Source organism: Kitasatospora sp. NPDC091207 (genome assembly GCF_044768625.1).
Classification (GTDB): domain Bacteria; phylum Actinomycetota; class Actinomycetes; order Streptomycetales; family Streptomycetaceae; genus Kitasatospora.
The window spans coordinates 242,597-267,359 of the sequence record NZ_JBIVVS010000002.1; the positions used below are offsets into that span (position 1 = coordinate 242,597).

Consider the following 24,763-nt stretch of genomic DNA (forward strand, 5'->3'; position numbering starts at 1 on the left):
GTCCGGCCCCCCGCCCTCCCGGTCGATGCCCGATCGATGCCCCATTTCACGGGACGGGCGGGGCCGGACCCCGGCCCCGAACCTTCGCCACCCCTCCCTCCTCGCCCGTCCACCGGCAGGAGGGGCCGTGACCGCCTCCAGCCCCGGCTGGGCGGTGCCCCCAGATGCAGGAGGTGCCCGGATGACCCCGGCACTGACCACCTCGGACGACGCCGTCGGCGTCGACACCCGCGGCGGCTCGCCCGCCGTCCGGATCTCGCACGTGCACAAGTCCTTCGGCCGCCCGGGCGCCCAGACGCACGTCCTGGACGACATCACCCTCGATGTCGCGCCCGGCGAGTTCGTCACGCTGCTCGGTGCCTCGGGCTGCGGCAAGTCCACCCTGCTCAACCTGGTCGCCGGTCTCGACAAGCCCACCGCGGGCTCGATCGAGGTGGCCGGGGGTCGCCCCGCGCTGATGTTCCAGGAGCACGCGCTGTTCCCCTGGCTCACCGCCGGCAAGAACATCGAACTCGCGCTCAAGCTCGCCGGGGTGGCCCGCCCCGAGCGCCGGCCGGAGGCCGAGCGGCTGCTCGAACTCGTCCGCCTCGGCGGCTCCTACGGCAAGCGCGTGCACGAGCTCTCCGGCGGCATGCGCCAGCGCGTCGCGCTGGCGCGCGCGCTCGCCCAGGGCGGCTCGGTGCTGCTGATGGACGAGCCGTTCGCCGCGCTCGACGCCATCACCCGGGACGTGCTGCACGACGAGATCACCCGGATCTGGGCCGAGCGGAAGCTCTCCGTCCTGTTCGTCACGCACAACGTGCGGGAGGCCGTCCGGCTCGCCCAGCGCGTGGTGCTGCTCTCCTCCCGCCCCGGGCGGGTCGCCCGTGAGTGGCGGATCGACCTGCCGCAGCCGCGTCGGATCGAGTCCTCCGGTGTGGCCGACCTGTCCATCGAGATCACCGAAGAACTGCGTGGGGAGATCCGCCGCCATGGCCAGCACTGACAGCACCATCACCCTGGCCAAGGACCGGCCGGGGGACATCGCCGACGTCGGCGCCGGGCTGGACGCGCTGGACGCCGTCCAGGTCCGGCGCGTGCCGCTCGGCGAGATCCTGCGGACCAAGGCACTGCCTCCGCTGCTGGGGCTGCTCCTCGTGCTGGCGGCCTGGCAGGGCGCCTACAGCCTCGAACTGACCTCCTCCTACAAGCTGCCCAGCCCGGCCGACGTCTGGGACGCGCTGGTCGGCCTCTGGGAGGCCGGGACGCTCTTCAGCATCGTCTGGACGAGTGTCTGGCGCGGCATATCGGGCTTCCTGATCGCGGTCGTGATCGGCACCCCGATCGGCCTGCTGGTCGCCCGGGTCAAGCCGGTCCGGGCCGCGCTCGGCCCGGTGCTCTCCGGTCTGCAGTCGCTGCCCTCGGTCGCCTGGGTGCCGGCCGCCGTCATCTGGCTCGGCATCAACGACTCGATGATGTACGCCGTCATCCTGCTCGGCGCCGTCCCCTCCATCGCCAACGGCCTGGTGGCCGGCATCGACCAGGTGCCGCCGCTGTTTCTCCGGGCCGGCCGCACCCTGGGTGCCACCGGCCTGTCGAACGCCCGCCACATCCTGCTGCCGGCCGCCCTCCCCGGCTACCTGGCCGGCCTCAAGCAGGGCTGGGCGTTCTCCTGGCGCTCGCTGATGGCAGCCGAGCTCGTCGCCTCCTCCCCCGACCTGGGCCTGGGCCTGGGCCGGTTCCTGGAGAACCAGCGGGAGTCGGCCAGCATGTCCGGCGTCCTCCTCGGCATCATCCTCATCCTGTTCGTCGGCATCGCGATCGACCTCCTGCTCTTCGCTCCGCTGGAGCGCCGGGTGCTGCGCAACCGCGGCCTGATGGGCACCGCCCGCTAGGCCCCGGCGCCCACCGCACGCCCGCCCGCGGCCCCAAGCCCTGGCAGTCGAGAATTCCCGACTGCCAGGGCTTTCGCATTCCCGCTCCCGGAGGCGATTCGTACAAGTACGTGCACCCCTGACGGATGTGTACGGACAAATCGGAGCGGACCCACGGCAAACCCGCCGGATATGGAATACAGAATCGAGCCAGACATTGGCCGGAATCATGACGTTCATTGAACCTTTCATTCCCTGGATATAAGTTCGTACAAGTCAACCGAAAGGAATGGTCATGATTTCGTTCCGCACCAGGGCCCTGGCCACCGGCGTAATGGCGGCGGCCCTCCTGCTGGGTTCCGCACCGCTCGCCTCGGCCGACACGAGCCCCAAGGCTTCCTGCAGCTCCGGCCTCGGCTCCCCCGGAAATGACGCGACCTTCTCCGGCTACGCGCAGTACTTCGTGGTCAACAGCACGACGATCAACAATGTCTCGTACTCGCTCGCCACCAACAGCCAGGGCCAGTACAGCAACTACAACAACAACAACTTCCAGGCCTACCTGCTGGACGGCGGTGGCAACAAGGGCTGGTACGAGGCCGACCACCTCGGCTACACGCTGGACGACATCTGGGGCCCGACCCTGGGCACCGGTGTTCAGACCAAGCGCGGCCAGACGAAGCTCACGGTCGCCGCCCGATTCCTCGACTCATTCGCCTGCAAGGGCACCACCTGGTCCTTCTGATTCCCCCTTCGAGAAACCCCGGGTGACGCCCCCTCGAAACAGCGGGAGGATCCCGGGCATTCAGGCCCGTAAAGGTGGGGCGGCGGATTCCGCCGCCCCACCTCCTGCCCACCCGGGAGACACCGCTCATGCGCCGGACCACCCGTCTGGTCGTCACGCTCGCCCTCGCCGCCCTCGCCGCCGGCTGCGCCGGCCAGGGCGCGTCCGCCCCGGCCGAGCCCACCGGTCCGCGCCCGTACCTGGCCGACGCCGACGCCGACGGCTACCTCACCTACGACCCGCGGACCCAGGCCCTGGCCGGCTACACCCGCGACGGGACCCGGCGATGGCAGCGGGAATCCATCGACCCGTACGAGGTGCACTGCGTCCTGACCTGCCCCGATGCCGTGATCAGCCTGCGGCCGAAGGACCCCGGCGAGGCCGGCGCGTCCGGCACCCCGACCGCCGCCGAGGCCGGTGCCCCGGCCGCCGACAGCACCGGAACGCCTGGTGTCCTCTGGATCGCCGGCACCGCGGCGACCCCGGCCGGCGGCGCCGACACGAAGATCCACTGGGCCGCCTCCCGGGAGGACTGGATCGGCTCCACCCCCACCGAACTCCTGATCTCGAACCGGGGGAACATCACCAGGACACCCCTGAAGAACTCCGCCTCGGCGCTGTTCCGGCTCTCCCCCGACGGCTCCTCCGCCATGTTCTCGACCCCGGCCGGCGCGACCCCGGAAAGCGGCTGGTCCGGCCAGTCCCTGGAGATCGGCAAGGACGGTCCCAAACTGGGCCGGGCCATCGCCTCCATTCCCGGGCCGATCGGCTGCTGGAGCCCCGACGGCACGCGCATGGTGACCCTGGGAAAGAATCCATCGGTGGTCTCCGCCAGTGACGGCGCACCGGAAACCGGCCTTTCCGCCGAGTTCGCCAGTGAATGCAGCTCGGGACCATCCGGAATCACCGTCGGCGAATACCGGCCGGGTTTGGACGGGAATACCGGGCAGGTCACCCTGTTCGACGGGAGCTCGTTCCGCCGGACGAGTACGTCGAACCGTCTCACCGACGCCGCCGGATTCAAATCGGCCGGCCCCTGCGTGACCTTCACCCAGCACGGCAGGGTCGGCTTCATGAATCCGGCGGACGGTTCCGTGAAATCCTCCAAAATCCAGGGCATCGACACCTGGAAGGTCGGCACAGGTGAGCTCTGGGCGCTGCGCCCGGACGGCCGGGCGGAGCTCGTCCCGGTCGGCCCGAAGAACTGCCCGCCGGCCGGCTGACCGGCCGCCGCGCACCGGGTGTGGCGCATATCCCAGCAGTCGGACGGGGCTTTCCCGGCGATTCCCCGGCTGCTAGGGTCGGCATTCCACCCGATTCTTCCCGCACGCCGAGGCCTCGTGTGATCATGCCCGCACCCGCCCGACCGTTTCTGCTGATCGCCCACGGCAGCCGCGACCCCCGGCACGCCGCCACGGTGGCCGCGCTGGTCGAGCAGGTCCGCGCGCTCCGCCCGGGGCTGGAGATCGCCACCGCGTACCTGGACCACTGCGCGCCGCGGATCCCGCAGGTGGCCGGCCGGCTCACCGGCGCCGTGGCCGTCCCGCTGCTGCTCAACCGGGCCTTCCACGCCAAGCACGACATCCCGGCGGCGCTGCGCGCGGCCGGCGCCGACCTCCCGGTCGCCCGGGTCCTCGGCCCCTCCCCGCTGCTGCTCGCCGCGCTGGAGCGCCGGCTGGCCGAGAGCGGGCTCGACACCTCCTCACCCCTGGTGCGGGCCCGCACCGGCGTGGTGCTGGCCGCCGCCGGCTCCTCCGACCCCGCGGCCGATGCCGCCACCCGCGCCCTGGCCGCCGGCTGGCGCGAGGCCGGGGGCTGGGCCGGCGTCGAGGTCGCCTACGCCTCCGCCGGCGGGCCCCGGGTCCCCGAAGCCGTCGCGGCGCTGCGCTCGGCGGGCGCACGGCAGGTGGCGGTCGCCCCGTACCTGCTGGCACCCGGGCTGCTGCCCGACCGGATCGCGGCGGCCGCCGGGGACGCCGACGTCCTCGCCCCCGTCCTCGGCGCCTCCCCCGAGATCGCCGGGCTGCTGCTGCGGCGCTACGACGAGGCCTGCCGCGCGGCCCTCGGCGCGCCGGCGCTCAGCGCCACCGCCTGACCGGGCCGAGCCCACCGCGGGCGGCCCGGGGCCCTGGTCCCAACGCGACGAACTCCGGCGAACCCCGACCCGCCCATGCGAACGGCCCGGCTCCCCCGTCGTGGGGGAACCGGGCCGTTCGTCAGTTCGTCACTTCGTCCGGGCAGCCTCAGTCGGCCTTGCGGCGCTGGCGACCGGTGCCGTAGTTGCCGCCGGTCTTGGAGCCGGAGCCGGGCTGCGGGCGGCCGGAGGACCGGCCGATGAAGCCGGCGGCCTGGCGGCTGTTGCCGCCGCCGCCCTGGCCACCGCCCGCACCGCCGAGGCGCTGCTTCGGGCGGGGACGGCGCGGGTTGCCGTTCATGTCGACGTCGGTGGGCAGGCCGGAGCGCTTGCCCGGACGGCGGCGGGGTGCGCCGGCCTTGGCCTCGGCGGCCGGAGCGGCGGCCGGGGCCGGGACGACCGCGGCGACAGGCACGCCACTGGGCGTGCGGGCGCCGGTGATCCGGGTGAGCTCGGCGTCGCCCGGGCGGATCTTCGTCGTGGTCGGGCGGATGCCGGCGACCGTCATCAGCCGGTTGACCTCGCGCCGCTGGTCGGGCAGGACCAGGGTGACGACCGTGCCGGACTCGCCCGCGCGGGCGGTGCGGCCGCCGCGGTGCAGGTAGTCCTTGTGGTCGATCGGCGGGTCCACGTTGACGACCAGGTCGAGGCCCTCGATGTGGATGCCCCGGGCGGCGACGTTGGTGGCGATCAGCGCGGTCACCAGACCGTCGCGGAACTGGTCGAGCACCCGGTTGCGCTGGGGCTGGGACTTGCCGCCGTGCAGGGCCGCCGCCTTCACGCCGTTGGCCAGCAGCTGCTTGGCCAGGCGGTCGGCGCCGTGCTTGGTGTGCACGAACATGATCACGCGCCCGTCGCGGGAGGCGATGTGCGCGGTGGCGGAGGCCTTGTCGGCCGCCTCCAGCTGGAGCACGTGGTGGTCCATGGTGGTCACCGCGCCGGCCGACGGGTCGACCGAGTGGGTCACCGGGTCGGTCAGGAAGCGCTTGACCAGCCGGTCCACGTTGCGGTCCAGGGTGGCGGAGAACAGCATCCGCTGCCCGCCCTCGGCGACCTGCTCCAGCAGCTTGGTGACCTGCGGCAGGAAGCCCATGTCGGCCATCTGGTCGGCCTCGTCGAGGACGGTGATGGCCACGTCGTCCAGCCGGACGTCGCCGCGGTTGATCAGGTCGTCCAGCCGGCCCGGGGTGGCGACCAGGACCTCGGCGCCCCGGCGCACGGCGTTGGCCTGCCGGGTGATCGACATACCGCCGACGACGGTGGTGATCCGCAGGTTGACGGCGGTGGCGTACGGGGTGAGCGCGTCGGTGACCTGCTGGGCCAGCTCACGGGTGGGCACCAGGACGAGGGCCAGCGGGTGCCGGGAGTCGGCGCGCTTGCCGGCCGTACGGGCCAGCAGCGGCAGGCCGAAGGCGAGCGTCTTGCCGGAGCCGGTGCGGCCGCGGCCGAGCACGTCGCGGCCCGCGATCGAGTCCGGCAGGGTGGCGCCCTGGATCGGGAACGGCTCGGTGACGCCCTCGCGGGTCAGCGCGCTGAGGATGCCCTTGGGCAGCTCCAGCTCGGCGAAGGTCGCCGCCGGGGGCCGGGGCGGGGTGCCCTGGACGACGGTGAAGTCGGCGGGTGCCTGGGCGGCGCGCGGGGCGCTGTTGCGGGGGGCGCCGCCACGGGAGGCGCGGGGGGCGCCGCCGTTACGGGCGCCGCCGCCGGTGCGGGGCTTGCGCGAGCGGTCGCCGCCGCGGTCGTTGGTGCGGTCGCCGTCACGGGGCGAGCGGGCAGGGGTGGTCACGGATTCTCCATCCGATGGGAGGCACAGCCCGGTCGGGCTGGTCGGCCGTCGGAAAGGAGTTCGCCGCCCCGGCCGTTCGGCGGCATGCACGAGGGCCCGCACCGTGCGGTACGGGCCCTCGCTACGCGAGATCGCGAGTCAGCTCGGAAGCTGGACTCAGATGACGCGGATGTTCTCGGCCTGCGGGCCCTTCTGGCCCTGCGTGACGTCGAACTCGACCTTCTGGCCCTCGACGAGCTCACGGAAGCCCTGAGCCGAGATGTTCGAGTAGTGGGCGAACACGTCAGCGCCGCCACCATCCTGCTCGATGAAGCCGAAGCCCTTTTCGCTGTTGAACCACTTCACGGTGCCGGTAGCCATAACCGTCTCCTCAAAAAACTGGGGCATCAGAGCCCACACTTCGTGGACCCCAAGTAGCCGCGATCCCCATCCGGAGACTGAAACACCGGACAAAACAAATGCGCCTGTTGGGTTGAACCAGCAGGCGCACACAAACGTTCATGGGAACCAAAACTGCAACTGAGTCGACTGTAGCACGGCGACACCCCGATTGACCGGGGACTTTTTGCCTGACACGTCACGTTTGCCGTCGCCCGGGAACGGGCAAGCGGCGCCCGCCGAAGCGGACGCCGCCTGCCTGCCGTGCACCGGACGCGGTCAGCGCCGTCCGGCCGGCTCCGGCACACCGTGGCCACCGGCCACCGGGGCCGGGCCGGAGTGGTGCTCGTCGTCCGCGCCGTGACCGGGCCACCAGGCGGCACGGCCGATCAGCGCGGTGAGCGCCGGGGTGAAGAAGAGTGCCATCACGAAGGCCGCCAGGGCGATGCCGAAGGCCATCGCGAAGCCGAACTCCAGCATGAAGACGTTGCCCGCGAGCATGAAGGTCGCGAAGGAGGCCGCCAGGATGAACCCGGCCGCCGCGACCGTCGGGCCGCCGTGGCGCAGCGCCTCACGGGCTGCCTCACGCGGGTTGCGGCCCGCGCGGGCCTCCTCCCGCAGACGGGCGATGATCAGGATGTTGTAGTCCGTACCGATCGCCACCACGAAGAGGTAGATGAGGATCGGCAGCATGAACATCAGACCGGTCTCGCTGCCGAGCTTCTGGAAGAGCAGCGTCGCGGAACCGAGGGTGGCCGTGAAGCCGAGGCCGACCGAGACCATCAGGTACCACGGGGCGACCACACTGCGCAGCTGCAGGCCGAGGATGAGCAGGATCAGCAGACCCGCGATCGGGAAGACCAACTTGTAGTCGTGGGTCATCGCGAGGTTGATGTCCTTGTAGACGGCGGTCAGACCGCCGACCTTCGCCTCGGTGCCGCTCGGCGCCTGGCTGTGCGCGACGTCCCGCAGGTCGGTGAGCGAGGCGATCGCGGCGTTGCTGGACGGCTCGTTGTCGAGCAGGACGGTGAAGTCGGCCGTCGCGCCGTCCTCACTGAGCTGCGGCTTCGCCGCGACCGGGGACACCCCGGACACCGTGCTGAGCTTGGCCGCGTAGCTCTCGAACGCGGCCGGGTCGAGCTTGGTGCCGGCGGTGCTGGTCAGGTAGACGTGGCTCGGGTCGGCGGCGCCGGCCGAGAAGCCGTTCATCAGCTTGTCCTGGACGACCATCGACTCCTTGTCCTTGGGCATGGAGCTGCCCGCCAGGTCGAAGGTGCCGTTGTAGCCCAGGGCGCCGGCCGACAGCGCCACCAGCACGCCGCCGGAGGCCAGGGCCACCAGGGCGGGGCGCTTCTCCACCATGCGACCGAGCGCGGCGAACCGTGCGTTGCTCGGCTCGTTCTTCCACTTCTTGCCCGGCCAGAACACGCCGCGGGCCGGGATGACGGCGAGCACGGCGGGAGCCAGCGTGAGCGAGGCGAACGCGGTGACGACCACCGCGATGGCCAGGGCGGGGCCGAGGGCCTTGAACATGCCGAGGCTGGAGAGCACCAGCACCGCGAAGGCGACGGTGACCGCGCCGGCCGCCGAGGCGATCGCCTCGCCCACCCGGCCGACGGCGTTGGCCACGGCCTCCTTGCGGTCGTCACCGGCCCGCAGCCGCTCGCGGTAGCGGAAGGCCAGGAAGAGGAAGTAGTCGGTGCCGACACCGAGCACGACGACGATCAGGATCGCCGAGAGCACCGGGGTGCTCTCCAGGTTGAACGCCTTGGTCGCGTAGGCGATCACGCCGTTGGCGGTCGGCATGGCGACCATCAGCGATATCAGGACCGGCAGGATGCCGGCCAGGATGCTGCGGAAGATGATTCCGACGATGATCGCGACCAGGAGGACCGTGGACAGCGCGATGAGGGCGTCGGCCGAGCCGGAGGACTCCTTCTGGTCCAGCGCCTGGGCGGCGGCGCCACCGAGCTGGAACTTCAGGTCGGTCCCCGAGGCGAGCGACTTGCCCTCCTCACGGAGGTGCTTGGCGGCCTCGCCGAAGTCCTCAGACTGCTGCTTCGCCTTGTCGATGGCGATCGGCGCGAGCGCGTACTTGGCGTCCTTGGAGGTCGTCTGCTCGCTGACCGGGATGATCTTCTCGACGTCCGCGATCTTCTTGTCCGTGAGACCCTGGACGATCTTGGCCATGGCGGCCTTGTCGGCGTCGTTCATCGCGCCGCCGTCGTTGCGCTCGAAGAGCGCCAGCGCGGAGGGCGTGAAGCTGGCCGGGAAGGCCTTCTCCTGGAGCGCCGAGGCCTGGATGGACTCGTAGTGCTTGGGGAGGAACGAGGCCTCGTCGGTCTGGGCGGTGATCTTCGGCGCGCCGGCCACGATCGCGATCATCGCGATGACCCATGCCGCGATCACCCACCAGGCGCGGCGGACGACGAAGTGTCCAAGTCGGTGGAACATGCTCGTGATGCCTCCTGGGCATGGTTCACCGCAGCCCTCGGGGGACGGGACGTCGGGCGACGGAGGACCGGCAGGGCATGGCGACGAGGCCCGCCCCTAGCCGGTCGGCAGGTAAGTGAGATGAGGACATCATCCTACGAGAACTTGCTTGCCGCCCGGCAAGTTGCCCCCGTAATCCAACCCCCTCGGAGACGCCGAACAGCGGCCCCGCACTATCTTCACCCGACGACCGGGCCGCTCACCTCGTGCTCCGGGTGGAGACAGCTCCCCCTCAGGGTGGAGTTCGCACCCACCCCGAGGGAGGAGAAGTCAGGGTTCCCCGGTAGGGATAACCCCACCCCCGAGCCCGTGGCAGACCCCCGGCACAACTCCCCCGCCACCCGGATACCCGCTCAACGGCCGCTTCCCTACTGTCGATTGCGACGCCGGACCCGCAGCCGGCGCCCGATCCCGGCGGCCGGCACCCGGCCCCGCGCTCACCCGGCGACGACCGCCGCTCTCCCAGGGGGAATCCGTGAAGACCAAGCTCGGCATGGCTGCCGCGATGGGCGCCTGGAGCGCCCGGCACAGAAAGGCGGCCGTCTTCGGCTGGCTGCTGTTCGTCGTCCTCTCCGCCTTCCTCGGCGGACTGCACGGCAGTACGGAGGTCGCCGACTCCGAGGCGATGCCCGGCCAGGTCTCCCGCGCCGCGCGGATCCTCGACGAAGCCGGGCTCACCGCCCCCGCGAGCGAGACCGTCCTGGTCCAGAGCGCCACCCTGACCGCCGACGCCCCGACCTTCCGCACCGCCGTCGACCAGGTGGTGGCCGGGGTGAACGGCACCGGCCGGGCCACCGACGTCCGCTCCCCGTACGACACCGGGGCGGTCTCGGCGGACCGGCACTCCGTCCTGGTCCAACTCGACGTCAAGGGCGAGCGGAAGGAGGCGGTGGCGAACGTCACAGCCGTCCTGGACGCCGTCGCCGCCGTCCAGGCGCGGCACCCGGACCTCACCGTGGCCGAACTCGGCGACGCCAGCTCCGGCAAGTGGATCGACGAGCAGTTCTCCAGCGACTTCACCCGCGCCGAGTGGACGGCCGTCCCGCTCGCGCTGGGCATCCTGCTGATCGCCTTCGGCGCGCTGGTCGCCGCCCTCCTGCCGGTCGTCCTCGCCGTCACCGCCTTCGTCGCGGCCGGCGGACTGGTCGCGCTCAGCAGCGGCGTCCTGCACACCACGGACAGCGCCGGCTCGGTGATGCTGCTGGTCGGCCTGGCCGTCGGCGTCGACTACTGCCTCTTCTACCTGCGCCGCGAGCGGGAGGAGCGGGCCGCCGGGCGGGACCGGGAGACCGCCCTGAAGGTCGCCGCCGCCACCAGCGGCCGGGCCGTCCTGGTCTCCGGTGTCACCGTGGTGGTCGCCATGGCCGGCATGTTCCTCACCGGTATCGCCGAGTTCCGGGCCATGGCCTTCGCCACCATCCTGGTCGTCGTCACCGCCGTGCTCGGCTCGCTCACCGTGCTGCCCGCCCTGCTGTCCATGCTGGGCGACCGCGTCGAGAAGGGCCGCGTCCCCCTGCTCGGCCGGCTGCGCCGCCGCGACACCGCCACCACCGGCGGCCGGTTCTGGAACGCCGTCCTCACCCCGGTGCTGCGCCGCCCGCTGGCCGCCACCCTGCTCGCCTGCGCCGTGCTGCTCGGCCTGGCCGCGCCGCTGCTGACCATGCACACCGCCAACCTCACCTTCCGCCAGCAACTGCCCGCGGGCAACGCGCTGGTCGCCGTCTCGGAGAAGATCGAAGCGGCGTTCCCCGGCAGCCCCGCCCCGGCCTCGGTGGTGATCAAGGCCGCCGACATCGACTCCCCGGCGATGACCGCCGCGATCGCCGACCTCCGCGCCAGGGCCCTGGCCGGCGGGCGGATGCACGGGCCGGTGAACGTCACCGTGCATCCCGGGCAGAACGTCGCCACCGTCGACATCCCGCTCAACGGCAGCGGCAACGACGCCACCAGCACCGCCGCGCTGAAGAGCCTGCGCGAGGAGCTGGTGCCCGCCACCGTGCTCAGGGTGCCCGGCACCGAGGCGCCGGTCACCGGACGGACCGCCGGCTCGCACGACTTCAACGCGAAGATGACCGGCTCGATGCCGCTGGTCTTCGGCTTCGTGGTGGCCTTCGCCTTCCTGCTGATGCTGACCACCTTCCGCTCCCTGGCCGTCGCCGCCACGGCCGTGCTGCTCAACCTGCTCTCGGTCGGCGCCGCGTACGGGGTGCTGACACTGGTCTTCCAGCACGGCGTGGGCGCCTCGCTGCTGGGCACCGCCGGGGTCGGCGCGGTCGAGTCCTGGGTACCGCTGTTCCTCTTCGTGATCCTCTTCGGCCTCTCGATGGACTACCACGTCTTCGTGGTCTCCCGGATCAAGGAGGGGCGCGACCAGGGCCTGTCGACCCGGGCCGCCGTCGCGCACGGGATCCGCTCCACCGCCGGGGTGGTCACCAGCGCGGCAGTGATCATGGTCGCGGTGTTCGCGGTCTTCGGCACCCTCTCCATGCAGGCGATGAAGCAGATGGGCGTCGGCCTCGCGGTCGCCGTGCTGATCGACGCGACGGTGATCCGCGCGGTGCTGCTGCCCGCGGTGATGACCCTGCTGGACGAGCGCAACTGGTACCTCCCCCGCTGGCTGCGGTGGCTGCCCGACCTCTCGCACGGCGGGAGCGTCCCGCCGACCGGCACCGGCCCGGCGGCGCGGGGCGTCGACCCGACGGCACAGGACGCCGGCCCGGCCGTCTCCGAGCGGGCCCGGCACCGCCGGATCGGGGTCTGACACCCCGCGCGCCCCGGCCGTCCACCGGCCCGTCCCGCACCCGTCTCCCACCCGTCACCGACCCCGGCCGGGCCCCGCGTCACACGGGGCCCGGCCCGCGTGCGTCATGATGATCACCGTCCTGGCGTCCCCGCGGAACGGAGCAGCCCCCATGATCCCCTTCGACGAGGGCCGTGCCCGGCAGCTGCTGGCCCGGGCCTGCGCGTCCGCCGGCCTGCCCGAGCCCGGCGGCGCCCGGCTGCTCGCCCTGGGCGAGAACGCCGTCTTCGACCTCGGCGACCCCGCCGTGGTGGCCAAGGTCGGCCGCGGCCCCGAGCTGTCCGACCGGGCCGGGCGGGAACTCGCCGTCGCCCACTGGCTGGCCGACCGGGGCATCCCGGTGGTCCGCCCCTACGCCGCCGCCCCGCCCGGGCCGCAGGTCGCCGACGGACACCCCGTCACCTTCTGGCACCGGCTCGCGCCCGCCGGGCGGCCGGCCCGGCCGGCGGACCTCGCGCCGCTGCTGCGCGCCCTGCACCGGCTGCCGCCGCCGCCCTTCGAGCTCGCCCGGCGCGACCTGCTGGCGCCCGTCGAACGCTGGCTGGCCTCCGCCGAGGGCCATGTCGACCCGGCCGACGTCGCCTTCCTCCGGGACCGCCGCGACGGCTTCGCCACCGCGCTGCCCGGCCTGCCCGCGCACCTGCCGCCCGGCTTCATCCACGGCGACGCGCTGCCGCGCAACGTCCATGTCGGGCCGGACGGGCCGGTCCTGCTCGACCTGGAGTACGCCTCGCACGATCTGCGCGAGCACGACCTGGTGGTGCTGGCGCTCAGCCACGACCGGTACGGCGTCCCGGCCGAGGAGTACCGGGCGTTCACCGAGGCGTACGGCTGGGACGTCCGGGAGTGGTCCGGCTTCGCGGTGCTGCGCGGGGCCCGCGAGACGGCGAGCGCCTCCTGGGTGGCGCAGCAGGCGCCGGGCAACCCGGCCGCGCTGGCGGAGTTCCGCCGGCGGGTCGACTCGCTGCGCGAGGGCGCCACCGAGGTCCGCTGGTACCCGTTCTGACCTTGCCCCGGGCGGGTCCCGGGCCCGCCCGGCAGCGCCCCGTGGCCCGTGCCCCGTGGCCGGCACGCAACCGGGAACGGTCCGATCGGCGTCCTGCCGGACAGTCGCCCTGACCGAGGATCGGTACCCGCCCAGTACCTCAGGAGCCGCCGCCATGCCGGAGCACACCACCTCGCCGCGTCCCCCGTCCTCCGCCCGACGCCGCCGACGACTGGTCGCCGGCTGCGTCGCGGTGGCCGCCTCGCTGGCCCTGGCCGCCTGCGGCACCGCCAACGGCGCGCTCCGGCCGGAACCGAGCACCACCGTGTCGGACACCGCCCCGCCCGCTCCGCCCGCTTCGTCGGCCGGGCCGTCGTCCGCTTCGTCGGCCGGGGCGCCCACCGGGGCGCCGTCGGGCGGCGCTCCCGCCTCCGTCGGGCCGAGCGGCCCGGGCCCGGCGTCGAAGCCCGCCACCCCGCGGTCCGGCACCCCGCAGCCCAGCACCCCGCGGTCCACCGCGCCGTCGCCCGCCACCCCTCGGTCCGGCACGCCCAAGCCACCGCCGCCCGCCAGCACACCGACCCCGGCGCCGGCCGCCACGACGCCCGGCCCGCCCGGCCCGCCCGCGAGCGGCGTGTCCACCGCGGTCGTCCACTCCACCGCCTCCGGCGGTCGGACGGTGGCGCTCACCTTCGACGACGGACCGGGCCGCGCCACCGGCGAGATCCTGGACCTGCTGGCCCGGTACGGCGTCAAGGCGACGTTCTGCCAGATCGGCCGCCAGGCGGCCGCCGACCCCGCCGTGGTCAAGCGGATCCGGGCCGCCGGCCACCGGCTCTGCGACCACAGCGTGAACCACCCGCAGCCCTTCGCCTCGCTCACGCACGAGAAGGCGGTGTACGAGATCTCCGCCGCCAGGGACATGATCGTCCAGGCCGGCGGTCCGGGCACCGAGGTCACCTGGTTCCGCGCCCCCGGCGGCGGGTTCACCGCCGACAACCAGCGCATCGCCGCCGACCACGGTCTGCGCCCGCTCGGCTGGTCGGTCGACCCGCGCGACTGGTCCCGGCCGGGCGTCGCCTCGATCGTCTCCACCGTGCAGAGCCAGCTCAGGCCCGGTGGCGTGATCCTGCTCCACGACGGCGGCGGCGACCGAGGCCAGACCGTCGCCGCGCTGAAGCAACTGCTCCCCTGGCTGGTCGCCCAGGGCTACCGCTTCGACTTCCCGGCCCGCTGAGCCCCCGCCCACCGGCCCCGGCCGACGCCGTGGCGGACCGGCATCCGTCGGACAGCGTCGACCGGTGGCCCGGCGCGGACGGGCTCGCCGACCTCCGACCAGGTCTCCACAACGCACTGTCCGCCACGGCCGCTCTCCCCGGAGGAGGGCCGGCCCGGCGCCGCCCAGCTGGTCGAGGTCGAGCACATCACCGACCGCTGCCCCCGGGCGCTCAGCGCAGCGGCCAGCGCGGGTCGATGACGGCCTGCGGGTCCTTGGCGCGGCGGAGCCAGGCCTCCAGGCTCTCCGCCCAGGCACGGTGCCAGTCGATCTGACGAGCGTGCAGCACGGCGAGCGGGACGTCCCCGACCTCGGCCGGGTAGCGCTCGGCGAGGGCGACGGCGACCCGGACGGCGGCGAGGGCGTCGCTGCCGGCCTCATGGGCGTCGGTCAGCTCGACCCCGTACACCTCGCAGACCCGCTGGAGGGTGCGCGAGCCCTTCCGGTACTTGTCGACGGCCCGGTCGATGACCAGGGCGTCGAGGACCGGCGCGACCGGGCCGCCCAGCCGCTCGGCCAGCGGGGCCAGGCCGTGGCGGTGCAGCTCGGCGTCGAGCAGCGAGAGGTCGAAGGGGGCGTTGAAGGCGACCACCGGGCGGCCGGCGGCGAGCCGCTCGCACAGGGCGCCGGCTATCTCCTCCACCGCCTCCTTGGCCGGGCGGCCCTTGCTGCGGGCGAGGTCGTCGCCGATGCCGTGGATCGCCGCGGCCTCGGCGGGGATCGGGACGCCCGGGTCGAGCAGCCAGCCGGTGGCGCTCAGCCGGCGGGCTCCGACGGTGTCCACGAGGGCGGCCGTGACGATGCGGTCCACGGCCGGGTCGGTGCCCGTGGTCTCCAGGTCGAAGCCGACCAGTGGCTGCTGCCACCAGCTCATAGGGGTGTGTCCTTCCGTCCTGCTGGTCGAAACAGCCCCTATCATCGCCCGCCCCACCGACAACGCGGCCGGTGGGGCGGACGGGCACCGGGCTCGGCCCGCCGCGAGCAGGCTCCGCCCCAGCCGGTCGGTGGCGTCCTGGACACCGGGGAGGACGTAGAAGCAGCCGCCTCCGGTGGGGCGCGGGAAGCGGGCCGGCGGCTCGGCGGCGAGGCGGGTCTGAACGGCCTCGAACCGGCGGACGACGTCCTGCCGGTAGCAGCAGAAGGCCAGGCCGAGCTCGGGTTCGCCCTGGTCGTCGAGACCGCGGTCGTAGGTGAAGGCGCGGCGCAGGACGCGCTCGGCGCGGGTGGCGTCGGTCCGCGGGTCGGCCAGCCGGATGTGCGCGTCGAGGGCGATCACGGCACCGTCCGGGTCGTGCCCGAAGTCGGGGGTGTCGGTCTCCCCGGTGCGGCCGAGCGGGGCGCCGTCGGCCTTGCACCGGCCGATGATCCGCTCCTGCCGCTGGAGCGCGACCTCGCCCCAGGGGCCGACCTGGGTGCGGATGGCACGGATCACCTGGTAGCTGCCGCCGGCGGCCCGGCGCGGTTCGCCAGTGGTCTCGCCGACCCAGACCAGCTCGTCCAGCTCGCGGGCGGACCCGGTGTCGGGGTTCTCGATGCCGTCCTTGAAGCCGAGCGGGTTGCGGGCGGCTCCGGTGGGGCGGGCGCGGCTCTGAGAATGTCGGGTGGCCGCCGTGATCCGTGAGTGACGGGCTCCGACCGCACGTTCTGGCACGGATCTGGCACGGGTCCACGGCGTGCGGTCCAACTAACGGATGACTGGTCCCTTCCCGGCTCGCCAGTCGTTGATCCGCTTGCGGATGCTCGGGACCATGGGCAAGCCGTCCACGTCGGCCGGATCGAACCATGCGACCTCGAACGACTCGTCAGACACACGGAGGTCGCCGCCCACGGGTCGGGCCAGCAGGCAGATGGAGAACTCCTGCCGTACTTCGCCGTCGTCGTAGGCGAAGACGTGGCCAGGGTTGGTGTAGGTCCCCACGATGCCCGTGATCTCCGCCTGGATGCCAGTCTCTTCGAAGGTCTCCCGGATGCCGCACCCCGCGAGTGACTCGCCCAGCTCCATCGTCCCTCCCGGCAGGGCCCACATCCGGTTGTCCGTCCGCCGCTGGAGCAGGATGCGGCCTGACTCGTCCACGACGACCACCGAGGCGGCTGGAACGAGGCTGTTGGGCTTCGGTGCGTTCGGATCGTCCTCGTAGTCACGCCTTGCCATGCTTTTCTGCCTCCCAGATGTTGCGCCCGCGACTCCAGAGCTCTTCAGCGTGATCGGCGTCCTGCTCACGTTCCCCCTGACTCTCGCACTCTCCTACGGCCGCACCCAGCTTCCCGGCACGCCTCCGGAAGTAGCCCCGGCGAGACCTGCAAGGGCTGACGCGTGTGGAGGCCAGCGCCGCCGGGCTCCAGATCGAGCGCCTGGATCGCGTCACTCACCAGCTCGGAACCGGGCGTAACCGAGTCCCTGGCCGCCCCCGGGATGAGGCCGCCGATCCGCATCGCCGCGGCCTCGCCTCAAGCTGTTGACGGCCGGCAGCCCGCTGGCAGGTGAAGCCCGCCGGCGACGATGCGGCAGTCGCCTACTACTACCGATCAGAAACGGTTCAGACTCTCGTCAGCAGGAGAGGTCTTCACCAAGGTCGCCCGATCCACCTCGATGATCCTGGCGGCCTCTGCTGCTTCCCGGAAGGTGACGACCGCCTCGCCGTTCTCCCGTGCCCATGCAGTGAGCATTCTGATGGGCTCCTCCAGGGTTCGCCCGAGATCGGTCAGGCAGTACTCCACGCGCGGCGGCGCCTCGGCGTACGCGTGCCGCTCGACGAGCCCGTTGGCTTGGAGTCGGCGCAGCGTCTGGGTCAGTACCTTGCGCGAGATGCCACCGCTCAGCTCGACCAACTCGCCGTGGCGCAAAGGGCCTTCGGTCAGCGCGAAGAGCATGACCATGGACCACTTGCTGGCGATGATCTCCATGGCCAGGAGAGCGGGGCAGTCGGCGAGGAAGGAAATTCCGGGTCGCAGGCTCATGCTCGAAGGTTACCTAGAGGTACCTATCGGCCGCCTATCGTCATCGAGGTGCGCACTCCCCTCTACTCGCATCTCGCATGATTGAGGTTTCAGCCGTGTTCGTCTCCCTTGCCGTCGTCACCGTGGTCATGTCAGCGCTTCTCCTGATATCGGCCGGGGCCAAGTCTCTGCGGACGCGACACATCACCGAGCAGATGACCACCCTCGGAGTGCCGCAGAGCATGATGGCTTTCCTGATCGGCGCTCAGGTCGCCGGCGCGGCCGGTGCGATCGTCGGCCTCTGGTGGGGACCCGTCGGAATCGCCGCCGCGATCGGCCTGACGCTCTATTTCGCCGGGGCGGTCGCCTTCCACCTGCGCGTCGGCGACCGTAAGGGCGCGTCTCCGGCCGTGGTCCTCACCCTGGCCTCCATCGCCCTGATCGTGCTGCACGCTGCCACCCCGGCCTAGTGCCGCATCAGGCAATGTTTGCCCCGACTTGGCCTCTACCGTCCGGTTGCCGTGGTGGGCGGCACCGACCTGGTGACCGGACTATGCCGAACGGCACCGCGATGAGGCGGTCGCCCTGGTGGTGCAATGGCGGAGTGGTCAGTTCGTGTTGCCGAGGACATCACCGGCTGCCGTGCGGAAGCCCTTCACGGCCTGGTAGAGGGCGCGCTCTCGCTCGGCGGCGAGAGCGGTGTCCGCCGCCTTCTGGGAGGAGTCTCCCGCATGGGCGTTCTTCACCATCCGCCGCATCACGTTGGAGAGGTCGCCGGATGCGTGAGCCACACGGTCGGCTGCTTCCACTATCGAAGGCGGACCTTCAAGGATGACGACTTCAACGGCACGGTGGACCTCCCGAGCCAGTGCGAGGAAATGGTGGACCTTCTCGTCCACATCCCGCAGGTCAGGAGTCTCCGGCTGGAGTGCGCCCAACACGGCGTCCATGGTGATGTCTCGGTCGTGAAGAGCATCGAGGTAGTTCGCGTAGGCGTCCCTGCGGTGCTGCCTGCGCCACTGGCCGAACTGCGAGCGTGCGGTCGCGCGCCCGTTCACCATCGCCGCGCCGATGGTGGCGAGGGAGCCTACGGTGGCGCCGAGCAGTGCGGCGAGTCCAGCATCCATGCTCTCATTTTGCCTTTCCCTTTTGATTCGTCAGCAGCCAGGTCTGCGGCCTGCCGTGGTCTGGAACTGGGCGGTCAGAATGATCACGTGGCTGAACGTGTGCGGGTTCGTGAGATCGACGACGACGAGGGGCGACGACTGCTGCGGATCGTTCGCAGGGGGACTGGGGCGGTGGTGACCTGGCGGCGGGCCCAGATGGTGCTGCTGTCGGCTCAGCGCATGGATGTGGCGAAGATCGCGGAGGTGACGTTCACCAGCGCGGACCGGGTCCGGGACGTGATCCACAACTTCAACGCCGTCGGCTTCGACTCGCTCTACCCGACGTACAAGGGTGGACGGCCCAGGACCTTCACCCTGCCCGAGCGGCGCGAGATCAAGAAGATCGCTAAGTCCAAGCCGGCCGAGCACGGGCTGTCCTTTTCGACCTGGAGCCTGGCCAAGCTGGCCGACTTTCTGGTCGCCGAGGGGGTGGTCGACGACATCAGCCACGAGGGCCTTCGGGCCCTGCTCCGTGAGGAGGGCGTCTCCTTTCAACGCGTGAAGACCTGGAAGACCTCCCGCGACCCCGACTACGCGGCCAAGAAGGCGAGAGTCGAGCACCTCTACGCGATCGCCGACGGCGAGGTCATACCCGAGGAAGGCGAACCCGAAGTCGTCTTCTGCATGGACGAGTTCGGGCCGCTCAACCTCCAACCCCACCCCGGGAAGCAGTGGGCGGAACGCGGCGGCAGGCACAAGGACCCCGACCGCGAGCCGAGACCCCGCCGCCGGGCGACCTACACCCGCCCGCACGGCGTCCGGCACCTGTTCGCCGCCTACGACCTCGCCAAGGACCAGCTCTACGGTCACATCAAGAAGACCAAGAACCGGTCGAAGTTCCTGGAGTTCTGCCGCTACCTGCGCTCGCTGCACCCGGCGGACGTGCGCATCGCGATCGTCTGCGACAACCCCTGACCACCAGGCGGTGCCAGCGGGTCGGGACCTGGGCTGCGGCGAACAACGTGGAGATCGCCTACACCCCGACCAACAGCTCCTGGCTCAACCGCATCGAGGCTCAGTTCACCGCCCTGCGCTACTTCGCGCTCGACGGCACCGACCATCCCAGCCACAAGGCCCAGGGCAGCATGATCCGCCGCTACATCATCTGGCGGAACAAGCACGCCGCCGACGAACGCCTACGAGAAGTCGTCACCAGGGCAAACGTTGCCTGATGCGGCACTAGGGTCCGTCGTCGTGCCGTAGGGTCTCCCGTCGTTCGTCCGGAGGCCCTACGGCACGACGAGCGCGACGGGCGCGGTGTGCGCGGTCAGCCGGCGGGCCTCGGCCCACACCTCGGCGTCGAGCTCCCCCTCCGTCCGCTGGTCGTACCCCAGGGTGTCGTACGCGTCGTCGAGGAGGGCGAGCGCTTCGGCCGGCTCGAACCCGTGCCCGTGGCGCCGGTGGGCCACGTGGGCCAGCTCCCGCGGCGTCAGCCCGCCCGCCAGCAGCCGGGCCGCCAGCGCCACCAGCCCCGCTGCCTCGCCGGAGCGGCCGCCGAGCGGGTGGAAGACCAGACCGAGCTCCGCCAGCGCGGGCGGCAGCAGGTCGGCGACGAAGGCGTCCGCCTCGCCGTAGGTGCAGGCGGCGAGGGTGCGCAGGGCCGGGGAGTCCAGCCCGGCGACCAGCGCCTCGCAGGCCGCCTCCACCACCTCACGGGCCCGCAGCTCGCCGATGCTCCACAGCAGGGCGTGCTCCTGCAGCCGGGCGGCGGCGCGCGAGGCGACCGGCCGGCGGAGCAGACGGACGTCGATCGGGTCCTCGGACTCCAGGGTGAAGCCGTGCCGCTCGTAGAGGCGGCGGGCGGGGCTGCCCTGGAGCACGTCGAGCCGCACGGTCTCACCGGCGGCGTCGGCCTCCGCCAGGACGCGGCGCAGCACGGCCGAGCCGAGCCCCCGGCCCTGGTGCCGCGGGGCGAGGTAGAAGTGCTCCAGCAGCAGGCCGCCCCGCTCGGCGGGGCGGACGGTGACGGAGCCGGCGAAGGCGCCGTCGACCAGGACGATCGAGGTCCAGCGGGTGGAGAACGAGTCGCGCAGCCGCCGCCGGACGCGGTGTTCGTCGTAGCGGCCGAGTCGCTCCAGGTCGGGGCGCAGTACCACGGCGCGCAGCTCGGCCACGGGTTCGACGTCGGCGGCCTCGGCCGCGCGCAAGGTCCAGGCGGGGGTGTTCACCCGGGCAGTCTTCCAGCGGCCCGGACGGTCGGACCAGGGGTTTTCGGCAGACCGCCCGCCCCGGCCCGGCCCGCAGGCTCAGGAGACCGGGCGGGAGTCCCCCCAGATGCCCTCGAACTCCTCGCGGTAGACCTCCAGCAGCCCGACGTCGGTGCCGCCCGGCTGCTGGCCGGCGCCGCCGCGCAGCACCAGCGCGGGCGACTCCATGCCCCGGGCCCGGCGCAGGTAGGGCTGGACGACGCCGAGGTCCCGGGTCTGCCGGCGGGGGCCGCCGGTCTGGCCCGCCGGGCGCGGCCCCTCGACCAGGTAGGCGGTGAAGCGCGGGGTCTCGTCGAAGACCCGGATCTCGAACCCGCCCTGGTCGCGCAGCCGGGCCCGGACCCGGCGCACGTGCATGATGTTCATCTCGATCGAGCGGGCCAGTTCGCCGCGCCCCAGGCCCAGTTCGCGCTCCCGGCGGCGGACGGCGCTGCTCGCCGGGTTGAGGAAGAGCAGCCGGACCCGGCAGCCGTCGGTGGCGAGCCGGACCAGGCGCTTGCCGGTGTAGTTCTGGCAGAGCATGCCGAGCCCGATGCCGAGCGCGTCCAGCCGCCGGGCGCCGTCCAGCAGGTCCTCCACCGGCAGGTCGCGCTGGAGCCGGACCCGGTCGGCGTGCACCGCGACCACGTCCGCGTACCGGCCGGCCACGAGGGATTCGACGACGTCGGCGGGCACGCCGCCGGTGCCGCCGTCCAGCAGGGCGAGCAGCCGGGCGGCGGCGCGTTCGGTCTGGGCGAGCACGGTCTGGGTCAGCACACGGTTGCGGGAGACGACGTGCCGGGCGACCTCCAGCTCGTCCAGCGCCAGCTCGATCTCCCGGCGGTCGGCCAGGTAGGGCTCGAAGCACGGCCAGTGCTGGACCATCAGCTCGCGCAGCTGGGGCAGCGTGAGGAAGACCAGCGGGTCGTCGTCGGCCGGGTCGAGCAGGTAGCCCTTGCGGCGGCTGACCTCGCGGACGGCGCCGGCCCGGTGGGCCCATTCCTCGCCGGCCGGGCCGGCCGCGGCGGTGACCCAGTCCTCGCCGTGGGCGGGCGCGTAGATGGGGTAGAGCACCTCGTCGACGAGGGAGCGCAGCCGCTGCTCGACCAGGTTGAGCCAGACGTACGCCCGCCCGGTCAGCCGGACCCGCTGGTAGGCGTCCTCCCACTCGGCGCCGGACCACGCGAGGGCGGGTATCTCGACCGGTCCGCCCTGGGCGGGCACCACGGCCCGGCCGGTCAGGGTGGGGCGCATGACGACCGTCGGAGCCTCGCTGCGGGCGCCGCCCCGGTCGGGGGCGCCGGGCCCACCGCCACGGCCGCCGGCGGGGTACACCATGCGCCACCTCACCTGGTTGCTGCCGGAGCCGGTGCGTCTGCCGGATCGTCGGTCGGGTCTTCGGTCGGGTCTTCGGGTCGGTCGGTCTTCGGTCGGTCTTGGATCGCGTCGTCGGTCGGCCGAGTCACCGGTCGGGCCCGCCGGTCCCGCCGCCGGTGCGCCCCCTGATGGATCGCCACGACGCCGGAGCGGCCGGACGATCAAGGATACTGCCCGCCGCGAGGCGCCCGCAGCCGGTTGGCCGAGGGGAGCGCGCGCACCCCGGCCGCCCCGCGCGGCCCCGGCGGCCCCGGGAGCACCCGCCGGACACCCGTTCGGGCGAACACAAGGCGAATGGCCCCGCAGTCGGGGACGGCGTCGGGGAGTATGCGGACTGTGCCGTGCGTCACGGTGCCCGACCGCCGCACATGCCCGGCCACCCGGCCGGGAAGAGAGCGTCGGGGTCCGGGCTGATAGTCGGACTACCTGTCAGTTTCCCTTCTAGCCAAGGACGTTGAGGACTCATGCAGGTCTGGCCAGGGAAGCCCTACCCCCTCGGTGCCACCTTCGACGGGGCCGGCACCAACTTCGCGGTGTTCTCCGAGAGCGCCGACCGGATCGAGCTCTGCCTGCTCGACGAGGACGGGTCGGAGACGGCCGTCGAGCTGCGCGAGACGGACGCCTTCGTCCGGCACGCCTACCTCCCCGGGGTCCAGCCCGGCCGGCGGTACGGCTTCCGCGTCCACGGACCGTACAACCCCGGGCTCGGCCAGCGGCACAACAGCGCCAAACTGCTGCTGGACCCGTACGCCAAGGCGATGAGCGGGACCATCGACTGGGACGAGTCGGTCTACGGCTACCACTTCGGCGCCCCCGAACGGCGCAACGACCTGGACTCCGCCCCGCACACGATGCACTCGGTGGTCGTCAATCCGTACTTCGACTGGGGCACCGACCGGCCGCCGCGCACCGACTACCACCGCACCGTGGTCTACGAGGCCCATGTGAAGGGCCTCACCAAGCTCCACCCGGGCATCCCCGAGGAGATCCGCGGCACCTACGCGGGCCTGGCGCACCCCGCGGTGATCGAGCACCTGGCCAAACTCGGCGTCACCGCGATCGAGCTGATGCCGGTGCACCAGTTCGTCCGCGACCACCGGCTGCGCGACCTCGGCCTGTCCAACTACTGGGGCTACAACACCGTCGGCTTCTTCGCCCCGCACTCCTCCTACTCCTCCACCGGGGACAGGGGCCAGCAGGTGCAGGAGTTCAAGTCGATGGTGAAGGCGCTGCACGCGGCCGGCATCGAGGTGATCCTGGACGTCGTCTACAACCACACCGCCGAGGGCAACCACCTCGGCCCGACCCTCTCGCTGCGCGGGCTGGACAACGTCTCCTACTACCGGCTCGCCCAGGACCAGCGGTTCTACGAGGACACCACCGGCACCGGCAACAGCCTGCTGATGCGCAGCCCGCACGTGCTCCAGCTGATCATGGACTCGCTGCGCTACTGGGTCACCGAGATGCACGTCGACGGCTTCCGCTTCGACCTCGCCGCCACCCTGGCCCGGCAGTTCCACGAGGTGGACCGGCTCTCCTCGTTCTTCGACCTGGTCCAGCAGGACCCGGTGGTCTCCCAGGCCAAGCTGATCGCCGAACCCTGGGACCTCGGCGAGGGCGGCTACCAGGTGGGCAACTTCCCACCGCTGTGGACGGAGTGGAACGGCATGTACCGGGACACCGTCCGCGACCTGTGGCGCGGCGAGAACGCCACGCTCGCCGAGTTCGGCTCCCGGCTCACCGGCTCCTCCGACCTCTACCAGGACGACGGCCGCCGCCCGATCGCCTCGATCAACTTCGTCACCTGCCACGACGGCTTCACCCTGCGCGACCTGGTCTCCTACAACGACAAGCACAACGCGGCCAACGGCGAGGACAACCGGGACGGCGAATCCTTCAACCGCTCCTGGAACTGCGGCACCGAGGGGCCCAGCACCGACCCGGCCGTCGAGGAGCTGCGCGCCCGCCAGCAACGGAACCTGATCGCCACCCTGCTGCTCTCCCAGGGCGTGCCGATGCTCTCGCACGGCGACGAGCTCGGCCGCACCCAGGAGGGCAACAACAACGCCTACTGCCAGGACAACGAGCTCGCCTGGGTGCACTGGCCCGAGGGGGACGGACCGGAGGCCCGACTGCTGGAGTTCACCCAGGGCATGATCTGGCTGCGCCGCGACCACCCCGTCTTCCGGCGGCGCCGCTTCTTCCACGGCCGCCCGGTCTCCGGCCGGCCCGCCGGGCACTACGAGGACCTCACCGACATCGCCTGGTTCACCCCCAGCGGGGAGGAGATGACCAAGCGCAACTGGGGCGCCAGCTACGCCAAGTCGCTCACCGTCTTCCTCAACGGCTACGCCATCTCGGAGCCGGACCGGCGCGGCGGGCGGATCGTCGACGACTCCTTCCTGCTGATGTTCAACGCCCACTTCGAGCAGCTGGAGTTCACCGTCCCGGCCGATCACGGGCAGGAGTGGCAGGTCGTGGTCGACACCGCCCAGCCCCGGCTGCCCGCCCCGGGCGCCGGCCCCCGGGTCAAGGCCGGGGACGCGCTCTGGCTCACCGACCGCTCGTTGATGGTGCTCCAGCGGCCGGCCTAGCCGTGCCGCGCCCG

The 24,763-nt window shown here is 72.3% G+C and carries 18 protein-coding genes and 2 pseudogenes; 11 read left to right on the top strand and 9 right to left on the bottom strand.

Features of this window, described 5'->3' with window-relative positions:
- The first annotated feature begins 181 nt into the window (after window positions 1–181).
- The 5 genes from ACIQTO_RS05760 (at window position 182) to ACIQTO_RS05780 (ending at window position 4,732) form a co-directional block, all read left to right on the top strand.
- Window positions 182–985, top strand: a complete 804-nt coding sequence (locus tag ACIQTO_RS05760) for an ABC transporter ATP-binding protein (RefSeq protein ID WP_402383347.1) — start codon at window positions 182–184, stop codon at window positions 983–985.
- Window positions 972–1,874: an ABC transporter permease gene (locus ACIQTO_RS05765; protein WP_402383350.1), complete on the top strand. Its 903-nt coding sequence runs from the start codon at window positions 972–974 to the stop codon at window positions 1,872–1,874. Before ACIQTO_RS05760 ends, ACIQTO_RS05765 begins: the two co-directional genes overlap by 14 nt.
- Before the next feature lie 274 nt (window positions 1,875–2,148).
- On the top strand, window positions 2,149–2,598 hold the full coding sequence (locus ACIQTO_RS05770) for a hypothetical protein (RefSeq protein ID WP_402383352.1): 450 nt from the start codon (window positions 2,149–2,151) through the stop codon (window positions 2,596–2,598).
- Window positions 2,599–2,726: 128 nt separating this feature from the next.
- On the top strand, window positions 2,727–3,860 hold the full coding sequence (locus tag ACIQTO_RS05775) for a hypothetical protein (protein WP_402383355.1): 1,134 nt from the start codon (window positions 2,727–2,729) through the stop codon (window positions 3,858–3,860).
- A 125-nt stretch (window positions 3,861–3,985) separates the two neighbouring features.
- Window positions 3,986–4,732: a sirohydrochlorin chelatase gene (locus tag ACIQTO_RS05780; protein ID WP_402383358.1), complete on the top strand. Its 747-nt coding sequence runs from the start codon at window positions 3,986–3,988 to the stop codon at window positions 4,730–4,732.
- 148 nt (window positions 4,733–4,880) lie between these two features.
- Here the strand turns inward: ACIQTO_RS05780 and ACIQTO_RS05785 are convergent, their stop codons facing one another.
- The 3 genes from ACIQTO_RS05785 to ACIQTO_RS05795 form a co-directional block, all read right to left on the bottom strand.
- Window positions 4,881–6,557, bottom strand: coding sequence for a DEAD/DEAH box helicase (locus tag ACIQTO_RS05785; RefSeq protein ID WP_402383359.1), 1,677 nt, complete (start codon window positions 6,555–6,557; stop codon window positions 4,881–4,883).
- Between the two features lie 156 nt (window positions 6,558–6,713).
- Window positions 6,714–6,917, bottom strand: coding sequence for a cold-shock protein (locus ACIQTO_RS05790; protein WP_329487154.1), 204 nt, complete (start codon window positions 6,915–6,917; stop codon window positions 6,714–6,716).
- Window positions 6,918–7,214: 297 nt separating this feature from the next.
- Window positions 7,215–9,389, bottom strand: a complete 2,175-nt coding sequence (locus ACIQTO_RS05795) for an MMPL family transporter (RefSeq protein WP_402383362.1) — start codon at window positions 9,387–9,389, stop codon at window positions 7,215–7,217.
- 532 nt (window positions 9,390–9,921) lie between these two features.
- On the opposite strand from ACIQTO_RS05795, the gene ACIQTO_RS05800 reads away from it, so the two are divergent.
- From ACIQTO_RS05800 to ACIQTO_RS05810, 3 genes are all read left to right on the top strand, one after another.
- Complete coding sequence (locus ACIQTO_RS05800; protein ID WP_402384235.1) at window positions 9,922–12,189, top strand: MMPL family transporter; 2,268 nt, start codon at window positions 9,922–9,924, stop codon at window positions 12,187–12,189.
- A 151-nt stretch (window positions 12,190–12,340) separates the two neighbouring features.
- Window positions 12,341–13,234 (top strand): phosphotransferase enzyme family protein, encoded by an 894-nt coding sequence (locus tag ACIQTO_RS05805; RefSeq protein ID WP_402383365.1) that lies wholly within the window; start codon window positions 12,341–12,343, stop codon window positions 13,232–13,234.
- Between the two features lie 154 nt (window positions 13,235–13,388).
- Window positions 13,389–14,450, top strand: a complete 1,062-nt coding sequence (locus ACIQTO_RS05810) for a polysaccharide deacetylase family protein (RefSeq protein WP_402383368.1) — start codon at window positions 13,389–13,391, stop codon at window positions 14,448–14,450.
- 211 nt (window positions 14,451–14,661) lie between these two features.
- On the opposite strand, the gene ACIQTO_RS05815 is transcribed toward ACIQTO_RS05810, so the two are convergent.
- The 3 genes from ACIQTO_RS05815 to ACIQTO_RS05825 form a co-directional block, all read right to left on the bottom strand.
- Window positions 14,662–16,140, bottom strand: a complete 1,479-nt coding sequence (locus ACIQTO_RS05815; protein ID WP_402383370.1) for a Dyp-type peroxidase — start codon at window positions 16,138–16,140, stop codon at window positions 14,662–14,664.
- 33 nt (window positions 16,141–16,173) lie between these two features.
- Window positions 16,174–16,641, bottom strand: coding sequence for an NUDIX domain-containing protein (locus ACIQTO_RS05820; RefSeq protein ID WP_402384237.1), 468 nt, complete (start codon window positions 16,639–16,641; stop codon window positions 16,174–16,176).
- 374 nt (window positions 16,642–17,015) lie between these two features.
- Entirely contained in the window at window positions 17,016–17,447 is a 432-nt protein-coding gene (locus ACIQTO_RS05825) for a winged helix-turn-helix transcriptional regulator (protein ID WP_402383373.1), read from the bottom strand.
- 77 nt (window positions 17,448–17,524) lie between these two features.
- Between ACIQTO_RS05825 and ACIQTO_RS05830 the strand changes: the two genes are divergently transcribed.
- A complete protein-coding gene (locus ACIQTO_RS05830) occupies window positions 17,525–17,896 on the top strand; it encodes a DoxX family protein (RefSeq protein ID WP_402383376.1) in 372 nt (123 codons plus the stop codon).
- Window positions 17,897–18,034: 138 nt separating this feature from the next.
- On the opposite strand, the gene ACIQTO_RS05835 is transcribed toward ACIQTO_RS05830, so the two are convergent.
- Window positions 18,035–18,553, bottom strand: coding sequence for a proline dehydrogenase (locus tag ACIQTO_RS05835; protein ID WP_402383379.1), 519 nt, complete (start codon window positions 18,551–18,553; stop codon window positions 18,035–18,037).
- Between the two features lie 87 nt (window positions 18,554–18,640).
- On the opposite strand from ACIQTO_RS05835, the pseudogene ACIQTO_RS05840 reads away from it, so the two are divergent.
- Window positions 18,641–19,764, top strand: a pseudogene (locus tag ACIQTO_RS05840) (IS630 family transposase).
- Window positions 19,765–20,316: 552 nt separating this feature from the next.
- Here ACIQTO_RS05840 and ACIQTO_RS05845 read toward each other — a convergent pair.
- Both ACIQTO_RS05845 and ACIQTO_RS05850 read right to left on the bottom strand, forming a co-directional pair.
- Window positions 20,317–20,739: pseudogene (locus tag ACIQTO_RS05845) on the bottom strand (GNAT family N-acetyltransferase); the annotation flags it as partial.
- Between the two features lie 99 nt (window positions 20,740–20,838).
- The gene (locus ACIQTO_RS05850) at window positions 20,839–22,116 is read right to left on the bottom strand and encodes an SAV2148 family HEPN domain-containing protein (RefSeq protein WP_402383381.1); all 1,278 of its coding nucleotides are present in this window, start codon (window positions 22,114–22,116) and stop codon (window positions 20,839–20,841) included.
- A 503-nt stretch (window positions 22,117–22,619) separates the two neighbouring features.
- Between ACIQTO_RS05850 and glgX the strand changes: the two genes are divergently transcribed.
- Window positions 22,620–24,749: a glycogen debranching protein GlgX gene (gene glgX / locus ACIQTO_RS05855; RefSeq protein WP_402383384.1), complete on the top strand. Its 2,130-nt coding sequence runs from the start codon at window positions 22,620–22,622 to the stop codon at window positions 24,747–24,749.
- Window positions 24,750–24,763 lie beyond the last annotated feature (14 nt).

Coding starts and splice junctions, on each gene's coding strand:
- ACIQTO_RS05760 (WP_402383347.1), top strand. CDS start 182: ATGACCCCGGCACTGACCACCTCGGACGACGCCGTCGGCGTCGACACC.
- ACIQTO_RS05765 (WP_402383350.1), top strand. CDS start 972: ATGGCCAGCACTGACAGCACCATCACCCTGGCCAAGGACCGGCCGGGG.
- ACIQTO_RS05770 (WP_402383352.1), top strand. CDS start 2,149: ATGATTTCGTTCCGCACCAGGGCCCTGGCCACCGGCGTAATGGCGGCG.
- ACIQTO_RS05775 (WP_402383355.1), top strand. CDS start 2,727: ATGCGCCGGACCACCCGTCTGGTCGTCACGCTCGCCCTCGCCGCCCTC.
- ACIQTO_RS05780 (WP_402383358.1), top strand. CDS start 3,986: ATGCCCGCACCCGCCCGACCGTTTCTGCTGATCGCCCACGGCAGCCGC.
- ACIQTO_RS05790 (WP_329487154.1), bottom strand. CDS start 6,917: ATGGCTACCGGCACCGTGAAGTGGTTCAACAGCGAAAAGGGCTTCGGC.
- ACIQTO_RS05795 (WP_402383362.1), bottom strand. CDS start 9,389: ATGTTCCACCGACTTGGACACTTCGTCGTCCGCCGCGCCTGGTGGGTG.
- ACIQTO_RS05800 (WP_402384235.1), top strand. CDS start 9,922: ATGGCTGCCGCGATGGGCGCCTGGAGCGCCCGGCACAGAAAGGCGGCC.
- ACIQTO_RS05805 (WP_402383365.1), top strand. CDS start 12,341: ATGATCCCCTTCGACGAGGGCCGTGCCCGGCAGCTGCTGGCCCGGGCC.
- ACIQTO_RS05810 (WP_402383368.1), top strand. CDS start 13,389: ATGCCGGAGCACACCACCTCGCCGCGTCCCCCGTCCTCCGCCCGACGC.
- ACIQTO_RS05820 (WP_402384237.1), bottom strand. CDS start 16,641: ATGGCAAGGCGTGACTACGAGGACGATCCGAACGCACCGAAGCCCAAC.
- ACIQTO_RS05825 (WP_402383373.1), bottom strand. CDS start 17,447: ATGAGCCTGCGACCCGGAATTTCCTTCCTCGCCGACTGCCCCGCTCTC.
- ACIQTO_RS05830 (WP_402383376.1), top strand. CDS start 17,525: ATGATTGAGGTTTCAGCCGTGTTCGTCTCCCTTGCCGTCGTCACCGTG.
- ACIQTO_RS05835 (WP_402383379.1), bottom strand. CDS start 18,553: ATGGATGCTGGACTCGCCGCACTGCTCGGCGCCACCGTAGGCTCCCTC.
- ACIQTO_RS05850 (WP_402383381.1), bottom strand. CDS start 22,116: ATGGTGTACCCCGCCGGCGGCCGTGGCGGTGGGCCCGGCGCCCCCGAC.
- glgX (WP_402383384.1), top strand. CDS start 22,620: ATGCAGGTCTGGCCAGGGAAGCCCTACCCCCTCGGTGCCACCTTCGAC.